The following is a 9,199-nucleotide window of genomic DNA, read 5'->3' as shown; positions in this document are numbered from 1 at the left end:
GGATTAGCTAGGTTCTTAAACGAGTATATCCGTATATACACGTTTAAAAACACGAATAAGTATGAAAAGAAGAAGTTGCCAGCAGTGTGGGGATGCCTTACAAGGAAGGATTGATAAGAAGTTTTGTTCGGATCAATGCCGCTTTTTGTTTAACAATCAAAAAAAGCGAAAGGCCGAAGTCACCATCGCTAACGTTAATCAGGTACTGCGCCGAAACCGAACGATCTTAAAGGGCTTCAACCCGGTAGGAAAAACCACTATTCGCCAATCGCTGCTAACCAAGCAGCAGTTCTCGTTCGATTTCTATACCCATCTCTACCGCACTAAAAACGGAATGGTTTATTACTTTATCTATGAATACGGGTATGCTTTTGCCGCTGATGAAAAAGTGGTGTTAGTTACTTGGCAACCCTATATGAACCACCCTGTTAATAAAGTGATGTTTAGAGAAAGATTTGAAGAAGAATAGGTGCCTCGTTTTCGGATTCACGAAAACTTCTCCCGCAGGTACTGAGCGGTATAATTATTTTCTAGCTCAATCATCTCTTCGGGCCGTCCGGCAAAGGTTACATTGCCACCCTGTTCGCCACCTTCCGGACCCAGGTCAATGATCCAATCGGCACATTTAATCACTTCCATGTTATGCTCGATAATCAGTACGGAGTTGCCTTGCTCAATAAGCGCATTAATAGCATCCATTAGTTTGCGAATATCGTGGAAATGCAGTCCGGTGGTGGGTTCATCAAAAATGAACAATAAATGTTCGTTCTGATTGCTCCGGCTATTACTCCCTTTCCCCAGAAACGAAGCTAATTTCACTCGTTGGGCTTCGCCACCACTCAGCGAGTTTGACGATTGGCCCAGTCGAATGTAACCCAATCCAACATCTTGTAATGGCTGTAATTTGTTAATTAACCCGTTCTGGCCAGCAAAGAAATCTACACTTTCGTCTACCGTTAGCTCCAGCACTTCGGCAATATCTTTTCCTTGGTAGGTTACCTCCAGAATTTCTTTCTTAAAACGCTTTCCTTTGCACACCTCGCAGGTGAGGTGAATATCGGCCATAAACTGCATCTCAACCGTCACTTCGCCCTCGCCCTGGCAATTCTCACATCGTCCTCCGTCTACGTTAAACGAGAAGTAAGCCGGTTTATATCCTCGCTGTTTGGCCAGCGCCTGGTCCGCGTACAACTGCCGAATTTGATCGTAAGCTTTTACGTAGGTAACCGGGTTGGAGCGAGACGATTTTCCGATGGGGTTCTGGTCAATAAACTCTAGCTGAGTAACTTTTTTCAGGTCACCTTCCAGTCGGTCAAACTTTCCAGTTGTTTCGTTTACCGTTCCAAATATCTTACCCAGTGCTGGATATAAGATACTCTTAATCAGCGTAGATTTGCCCGATCCGCTCACTCCGGTCACTACCGTCAATACTCCCAGCGGGATATCTACGTCAATGTGCTTCAGATTATTCTCCCGAGCGCCTTTAATTTCAATCTTATGCTTAAATGAACGGCGTTTTTTTGGGATTGGAATAGCATCTACTCCGCTCAGATAACGAGCGGTGTGGGTATTGGCACTGCCATTCATTTTCTGCAATTCCGTCAGGCTACCCTGAAATACTAACTCCCCGCCGTGTCGTCCGGCGTCGGGACCAATGTCAATAATCTGGTCGGCAGCTCGCATCACTTCTTCTTCGTGTTCCACTACAATCACTGTATTGCCCAGATTACGCAGTGTTTTTAGTACTTCTACTAATCGACTGGTATCGCGGGGGTGTAATCCAATGCTAGGCTCATCTAAAATATACATGGAACCTACCAGCGCACTTCCCAACGAGGTGGCTAGTTTAATCCGCTGATATTCACCGCCCGATAAACTACTAGTAAGTCGATTTAGTGTCAGATACCCTAGTCCTACCTGATCCAGGTACTCTAGCCGACTGCGGATTTCTTTGGTAATGCGGTTGGCTATTTTCTCTTCGTGCTTATCTAGTGAGAGTTCTTGGAAGAATGAAATTAGCTTACTAATGGGCATCAGCACTAACTCACTAATCGGGGTATCACTGATTTTAACGTAGGAAGCATCTTCCCGCAAACGAGTTCCCTTACACTCAGGACAGACCGTTCGGCCCCGGTAACGCGATAGCATCACTCGGTATTGTATCTTGTGAGTCTTGGATTGTAAATACTGAAAAAATTTGTCTAGCCCTTTAAAGTACCGGTTGCCAGTCCATAGAACCTTCTTTTGCTCATCGGTCAAATCAATGTAGGGGCGATGGATAGGAAAATCGAAACGAATACCATTTTTTAGCAAGGGGTCAGCCCACTTCTTCATAGAGTGGCTACGCCAGGGGGCAATGGCTCCTTCGTACACTGACAGGCTTTTATCCGGGATCACTAAGTCTTCGTCAATACCCAGCACTTTTCCGAAACCTTCGCAAGTACGGCAGGCCCCGTAGGGATTATTGAACGTGAACAAATTAACGCTTGGCTCCTCAAATATAATTCCGTCTCGCTCAAATTTGTCCGAAAACCGGTGCACCTCGCTGCCTTCGGGAGTAACCATCTCAACCTCACAAATTCCTTCTCCTTCAAAGAAGGCAGTTTGTACTGAATCGGCTAGCCTAAACTGTAAGTCTTCATCATCCGGCTGCACCGAAGCTCGGTCAATCAAGATGCGGTATTCCGCTGATTCATCGGGTTCACCTTCTAGAACTTCTTCAATGAATAGAACGTCATCATCAACCTTTATTCGGGTAAAGCCTTTTTGCAACAATACGTTTAGCTCTTCAGCTAATGATCGCTCTTGGTGCAATAATAGCGGGCAAAGCACCATCAACCGGGTACCTTCGTCCTGACGGAAAATAAAGTTTACTACGCTAGTTACCGTATCACGGCTAACCAACTCCCCACTCGTTGGCGAATACGTTTTGCCTACCCGGGCGTAGAATAACTTGAGATAGTCGTAAATCTCGGTAGTGGTACCTACAGTAGAGCGAGGGTTGCGGGTATTTACCTTTTGTTCAATGGCAATGGCAGGCGAAACTCCTCTAATATACTCTACTTCGGGCTTCTCCATTCGGCCCAAGAACTGCCGAGCATAAGAGCTGAGGCTTTCTACGTACATCCGCTGCCCCTCGGCAAACAGTGTATCAAAAGCTAACGACGATTTACCGGAACCTGATAGCCCGGTAACGACCACCAACTTATTACGAGGAATGGCTACGTCAACTCCTTTTAGGTTATTGACCTTAGCACCTTTAATAATGATAAACTGCTTAGGGTCTAATGTATCGATGGAGGCCAATTGAGTAGTGGTCATAATTATTTTTACTGGATTTATAATCCTACGTGCTGTTCCAATTGCTCAACCCTCAGTTGTAATAATATTCGGTTGAGAACAAATACCGCTTCTTTTAGTAGGTCAGAATGCGTATCTAAGCGGTTAGTATGCTGGTTTAAGATTTCTTCGTGACGGTCTTACTTTCTTACCATTTCGGTAAGTAGTTCAATATTTTTTTCTTATTTTTCATGATTTTTATCTTAAAGACTCATCAATCGAAGATGCAGTGCGACAAAAATAGAATATTTTGTTATCAACACTTATGCTTTTAATAAGAATTTTATTCTTCCGTTACGTCTTTTCTTGAATTGCTAAGCAGTATGTCTGTTGTCGATCTAAATTTTTTCCCACTTTTAAGTTTACCTATTCTTTTGAGCGTACATTAATACTTAAATGATTTAACTTACTATGAAAACTATTCTAACACTACTTTTCAGTAGCTACACTTGTTTGGTCATCGCTCAAGATGTTCGCATTTTCGATTATGTGAAGACTGGTAATGACGACGATCTATTCATTATTGGCGGTAATGAACAGGGAGTCTTTACGGGTATTGGCGAAGATTATTACTACAACGGTATTAACAATAAGCAAGTAGTTAGCTACTACAGCCTAGCGGATGGGCTGCAAGAAAGCCGAGTGCTGAAACCGGAAGAGCGATCGCAGGAGTATTTTTACACTTTCTACTTCCAGAATCAACTACATGCACTACTGTACGAAGACGAACCCAATGAAGAGCTTCTGTATCCAATTTATTTGCAAACGTACGGTACTGATCTCAATCAGGTAGGTGAAACCCGACAGGTTAGTAATCTATATCCCCAAATTTTTACGGCGAACGTTGGTAGCTACTTCCGCAGCTATTTTTCTACCCAGTTTAGTAAAATGCGACGCAGCTTCTTTTTTAACCATGCCGAAAGTGCCGATGGTAACAAAATGATGCTACTATTTAATTACAACTTTTTTAACGATGTAACTAGTGACTTACAGTGCATGGTGTTCGATGAAAATATGGAAGAAGCCTGGTCGGGCTTTATCGATTTGCCCAGCGCTGGCGGTAATTATCAAATGGTAGAAAGCTACGCCTTGGCCAATGACGGAACGCTCTATATGCTGATTGCTTCTTTCGGCAACGACGGCTTTAAGAAGACTGCCGGAGATTTCGAGTACTTTATGTACAAATATCATCCTGATCAGGATGAAGTAGAGACTATTGACATTCCCACCAACAATCGGTTTATTATTAATTTAGGCATGCAGCTCAACGAGCAGCAGCAACCGGTATTTGCTGGTATCTACGCCAACGCTAACAACAATGATTTAGAAGGTGGCCTGCTAATTCAGGATGGCAAAATAACTGAGCATCCGTTCCCTGAGGAAGATACCAAAGAGATTAATCAGAAAGATGATAAGAAATACGCAGAGGAATATACGGTGAAGCATATGGTGCAAGAAGAAGATGGTAGTGTGGTTTTCTTCGCCGAATCTTACAAACGAGGACCAGTGGTGAAGCCTAAACTGAGCTTAAGCGGTTTTAGCCCTATTGATGCTGATCTGGAACTAGGTGATATATACAAGAAAATTCTGGCCATAAAAATTAATCCGCAAAGCGACTCGTGGCTACGTATTATTGATAAAAGTCAGAAATCAACTGAGGAACGAGATTTGTATACTTCTTTTGCCCTAACGCATCATAACGATACGTATCATCTTATCTTTAATAATGCTATTAAAAGTTCAACGGATGTTTCCTTGGTAAAAATAACTTCTTCTGGAGATATTGATTTGGAAACTTTGCTAAGTCGCAAAAGCTATCGATTGCGATTAGTCCCTTCTTTTGCTAAAACAATACATGCCGGTTATGTAGTAGTACCGGTGCAAAAACAAGGAAAACAGGCTCTTACATTTATTAAATACTAAAGTTGGCAGAAAAACAGTAATTTTATTAAGATAAGTTTGGGCTTTTCACCCAAACTCATTTTTTATTTCATAGTGTAAACTTACGCGAACCAGCGATCCGCCAGTTCGGTAAAATGTCGGCTATTTGCTATCTTGTTCTTAACAATTAGCTTATCTTTTTGAAAAATTTTAGTTTATTTGAAATAAAGTATAGTTTTTCTACTTCGCAAATAAGAAGTTTGCATATTATTTGTTACTTAGTTATTTTTGAAGGCTGTCATTTTTATAAACACTATTTATTCATTTCTAAACCAGTTTTATGTAAAAAATCTCTACGCTCACTAAACACTTGAATTAATGAAGAAGTACGCAGTAAGCGACAGCAAGTTAGTGTCTCTGTACAAGGAAGGGCATGAGGCAGCATTTGAACAACTGGTAAACCGGCACAAAGCCAAAATTTTCACCGCAATTTACATGATCGTAAAAGATGAATGCATTGCAGAAGATATTTTGCAAGAAGCGTTTATCAAAGTGGTGAACACCATTAAATCGGGACGGTACAACGAAGAGGGCAAATTCCTGCCCTGGGTGATGCGAATTGCTCACAATCTTTCTATCGATCACTTCCGAAAAACCCGGCGTTATCCCACTATTGTGGTAGAAGATGGCAGTAATATTTTCAACACGTTAGATTTTTCTGAAGATTCTGCCGAATCGATTCAAATAAAAAAGGATACTCATACGTTACTAAGGCAATTAATCAAAGAATTGCCCGAGGCACAGCGGCAAGTCCTGACCATGCGCCACTATATGGACATGAGTTTTAAGGAAATTGCCGATGCTACTGGGGTGAGTATTAACACGGCTTTAGGCCGTATGCGCTACGCTCTCATTAATTTGAGAAAGAAGATGCAAAAACATAATATCGCCTATGATCCAAACATTTACCCTGGATGACGCAGTACGGTACACGTACGACGAGATGTCGGCTGAAGAAGCCCACCGATTTGAAGAAGCGCTCTGCTTAGATAGCGAGTTGATGGATGTGTTTCACAAATTACATTCGGTAAAAAGCCGAATGGAAAACATATCTATCGATAAAGAGCCTTCGAGCCAGACTATTAATAGCATTCTGGCGTATTCTAAAACATTTGGTATTCGGGTAGCTGAAGAATAGCTACCTTTTTTATGACTAAGAAAGAGCGGTTTAGGGAGTTCATCGCTTACTTTACCGAGCATCAGCCTGAGGCAGAAACTGAGCTGACGTACCGTACTCCGTACGAGTTGCTGGTTTCCGTTATTCTGAGTGCTCAGTGTACAGATAAGCGAGTAAATATGGTCACTCCCGCACTGTTTGAAAAGTTTCCTACTCCGGAACTTCTGGCAGTGAGTCATTTCGATGAGCTGTTTCCTTATATCAAAAGCATTTCTTATCCCAACAATAAGACCAAGCATCTGCTCGGTATGGCAAAGATACTGTTTGAGGATTTTAACTCCGAAGTACCTAGCGATATAAACGAATTGCAAAAACTACCGGGAGTCGGTCGGAAAACCGCTAATGTGATCTCCTCGGTTATTTTTAATCAACCTGCAATGGCGGTAGATACCCATGTTTTTCGGGTTTCTAAGCGGTTAGGATTAGCTACGCAGTCGGCTAAAAATCCATTGGAAATAGAGAAGCAACTCATTCGTCATATTCCTAAAGAATACGTAGCCAAAGCCCATCACTGGCTTATTTTACACGGACGCTATGTTTGCCTCGCTCGAAAACCTAAATGCGAACAGTGCGGGCTAACCTACTTTTGCCGCTACTTTAAGAAGACCGAAGCAAAATAGGGAAATCTTGATCTGTACTAATAACCTTGGCAGTTAGCTCTGATATTCTTCTTATTACCAGATAGATTGCTTCGTATCCGGTTTGCCCCCACCTCTAGAAATGCGTAAACTGCATTCATACCTAAGTTGCATTTTCTATGAAAACTTTATCTCGCTGTGAGTATACCCCTTGCAAGCTTGCCCTCCTTCTTTTCGCCTATTTCACTATACTATCCGCATTTGGTCAGTCCTCCACTCGCATCGTTTTAGACGCTGATACCGGTAATGAAGTAGATGATCTGTACGCAATTGCTCGGGCTCTAATTGAACCCTCCTGGAATACTGTAGCCCTCAATGCTACTCATTGGCAAACCAGCCAGTGGGCGGAGCCTAACACCATGGAAAATAGCCATCGACTGAATCAACTACTACTCGGAGAGCTAGGGCTTTCGGTACCTACCCGCCGGGGTGGCGTAGCCCGAATGTACGATTGGGGTGATCAAGCTCAGCATTCGGCAGCAGCTTACGAGATCATTAAACAAGTCAAAGCAACTCCATCTGGAGAAAAACTTACGGTGGTAGCGTTAGGTGCCCTAACCAACGTAGCTTCCGCTATCTACATCGATCCGTCTATTGAGTCGCGCATTAAACTCTATTGGCTGGGTAGTAGCTACGATTTTGAACAGAATATTCTGAAGCGCGTAGATTTCAATGCCATTATGGATGCCCAAGCTTTAGAAATTCTGCTTATCTCCGAGGTAGAAATGAATGTTATTCCAGTAAACGTGGCTTCCGCTATGACCTTTACCTTTGCGGAAGTTGAAGAAAAACTAGCCAATGCTCACCCATTGGGCAATTTTCTAGTAGACCGCTGGTACCAGCACCTGGACGGTAGCCGAAAAAAGCGCACTATCTGGGATTTAGCCCTTATTGAAGCTATCATTCACCCCGAATGGGCCGAAACTGTAGAAGTGACGACTTCTCGCGACAGTGGTAACCGTAAGATCAACTACTATCGCTCCATTGATTCGGAACGGATGAAGGAGGATTTCTATGAAAAGTTACTAGAATACTTTAAAGAATAGAGATGTTTAAATCTAGCTAGTCATGGTTTTCTGTGCCGACTTATCTTCTTTTTCCATAGCCCGCACATGGTCAGTCAGAGTTTTAGCAACAGGAATATAATTGATGCCCAGTTGCTCCGTACTCTTAGAATTATCAAAAGCAATAGGGTAACCTACGTTTTGTTTAACGTACTTTCGGGTAAGTCCTACTGTAGGAGCCGCGAGCCATACCAGAAATTTAGGTAATTCTCGTGATGGCAAGGCATATTTGGTACCGAATTCTGTTCGTAGTATTTCACTCATCTCCAGTAGAGTCATCACCTTATTTACTAATATATGCCGCCCCTGAGCTCCGTCCTTTTGGGCAGCAGCAATATGCGCTTCGGCCACATTACGAACGTCTACCACCCCGTTGTGCAGTTGCGGTACACCCATCTTCAGACTGCCATCCGTCAATTGTTGTATAATTTTAATACTTTCAGAACCCGACTGATCCGAAAGAGGTGGCCCCACTACTAACCCGGGATTGATGACTACCAGATTCCAGTGATCTTGAATTTCTGCCATTTGCCAAGCTCGGCGTTCCGCCAAAGTTTTAGAATAAGAGTAAGGCTGATGCTCGGCACTGCTCGTAGTATTCCAGTTTGCTTCGGTGAAACGGCGATTACCTATCTTTTCAAGGTCTTGATTATCGCCGTAGATCGCCGCCACGCTGGAGGTAAGCACTACCCTATGTACCGAAGGGGTTTTATTAACTGCATCTAGTACATTGTTGGTGCCTTCCAGCGCCGGATCAATAAGCCCCTGATAAGGATCATCTACCTGCAACTTAAAGGGCGAGGCGGTGTGCATGACTACATCGCAGCCTACCATCGCTTCATCAAACGAGCCCGGTTTCAGTAGATCGGCTTCAAACATATGCAGGGTGCCGGGGGCTTGCGTGGCAATATCCAGCAGATGTTGATACTTAACTGTATTGGCTTGGTTGCGTACGGTAGCGTGCACTGCCGTTCCCTGTTCTAATAACTGCTTTACGATCCAGGAAGCCACGTAGCCATTGGCTCCGGTAACCAGTACTC

At 43.2% G+C, this 9,199-nt stretch carries 8 protein-coding genes; 6 read left to right on the top strand and 2 right to left on the bottom strand.

What is annotated here, in order from left to right:
* The first annotated feature begins 61 nt into the window (after positions 1–61).
* Positions 62–469, top strand: a complete 408-nt coding sequence (locus tag WBA23_RS21260; RefSeq protein WP_424584293.1) for a hypothetical protein — start codon at positions 62–64, stop codon at positions 467–469.
* A 17-nt stretch (positions 470–486) separates the two neighbouring features.
* On the opposite strand, the gene uvrA is transcribed toward WBA23_RS21260, so the two are convergent.
* Complete coding sequence (uvrA, locus tag WBA23_RS21255; protein ID WP_424584292.1) at positions 487–3,321, bottom strand: excinuclease ABC subunit UvrA; 2,835 nt, start codon at positions 3,319–3,321, stop codon at positions 487–489.
* Positions 3,322–3,750: 429 nt separating this feature from the next.
* On the opposite strand from uvrA, the gene WBA23_RS21250 reads away from it, so the two are divergent.
* From WBA23_RS21250 to WBA23_RS21230, 5 genes are all read left to right on the top strand, one after another.
* Entirely contained in the window at positions 3,751–5,262 is a 1,512-nt protein-coding gene (locus WBA23_RS21250) for a hypothetical protein (protein ID WP_424584291.1), read from the top strand.
* Positions 5,263–5,598: 336 nt separating this feature from the next.
* Positions 5,599–6,198: an RNA polymerase sigma factor gene (locus WBA23_RS21245; protein WP_424584290.1), complete on the top strand. Its 600-nt coding sequence runs from the start codon at positions 5,599–5,601 to the stop codon at positions 6,196–6,198.
* Positions 6,173–6,418: a hypothetical protein gene (locus tag WBA23_RS21240; protein ID WP_424584289.1), complete on the top strand. Its 246-nt coding sequence runs from the start codon at positions 6,173–6,175 to the stop codon at positions 6,416–6,418. The genes WBA23_RS21245 and WBA23_RS21240 overlap by 26 nt, the downstream gene beginning before the upstream one ends.
* 11 nt (positions 6,419–6,429) lie before the next feature.
* Positions 6,430–7,077 carry an endonuclease III gene (nth, locus tag WBA23_RS21235; protein ID WP_424584288.1) on the top strand — a complete coding sequence of 216 codons (648 nt, stop codon included), beginning with the start codon at positions 6,430–6,432 and terminating at the stop codon, positions 7,075–7,077.
* Positions 7,078–7,214: 137 nt separating this feature from the next.
* Positions 7,215–8,141, top strand: coding sequence for a nucleoside hydrolase (locus tag WBA23_RS21230; protein WP_424584287.1), 927 nt, complete (start codon positions 7,215–7,217; stop codon positions 8,139–8,141).
* A gap of 12 nt (positions 8,142–8,153) precedes the next feature.
* On the opposite strand, the gene WBA23_RS21225 is transcribed toward WBA23_RS21230, so the two are convergent.
* Positions 8,154–9,199: SDR family oxidoreductase (locus tag WBA23_RS21225; RefSeq protein ID WP_424584286.1), on the bottom strand; the 1,046-nt coding region annotated here is incomplete at its 5' end.

The organism is Tunicatimonas sp. (assembly GCF_049647865.1).
In the GTDB taxonomy this organism is placed as follows: Bacteria; Bacteroidota; Bacteroidia; order Cytophagales; family Cyclobacteriaceae; genus Tunicatimonas.
Note: the sequence above shows the minus strand (reverse complement) of the source record. Positions and strands in the feature narration are given on the sequence as shown.

Excerpts from the sequence above, each read along its gene's own strand:
- WBA23_RS21260 (WP_424584293.1), top strand. The coding sequence starts at position 62 with ATGAAAAGAAGAAGTTGCCAGCAGTGTGGGGATGCCTTACAAGGAAGG.
- uvrA (WP_424584292.1), bottom strand. The coding sequence starts at position 3,321 with ATGACCACTACTCAATTGGCCTCCATCGATACATTAGACCCTAAGCAG.
- WBA23_RS21250 (WP_424584291.1), top strand. The coding sequence starts at position 3,751 with ATGAAAACTATTCTAACACTACTTTTCAGTAGCTACACTTGTTTGGTC.
- WBA23_RS21245 (WP_424584290.1), top strand. The coding sequence starts at position 5,599 with ATGAAGAAGTACGCAGTAAGCGACAGCAAGTTAGTGTCTCTGTACAAG.
- WBA23_RS21240 (WP_424584289.1), top strand. The coding sequence starts at position 6,173 with ATGATCCAAACATTTACCCTGGATGACGCAGTACGGTACACGTACGAC.
- nth (WP_424584288.1), top strand. The coding sequence starts at position 6,430 with ATGACTAAGAAAGAGCGGTTTAGGGAGTTCATCGCTTACTTTACCGAG.
- WBA23_RS21230 (WP_424584287.1), top strand. The coding sequence starts at position 7,215 with ATGAAAACTTTATCTCGCTGTGAGTATACCCCTTGCAAGCTTGCCCTC.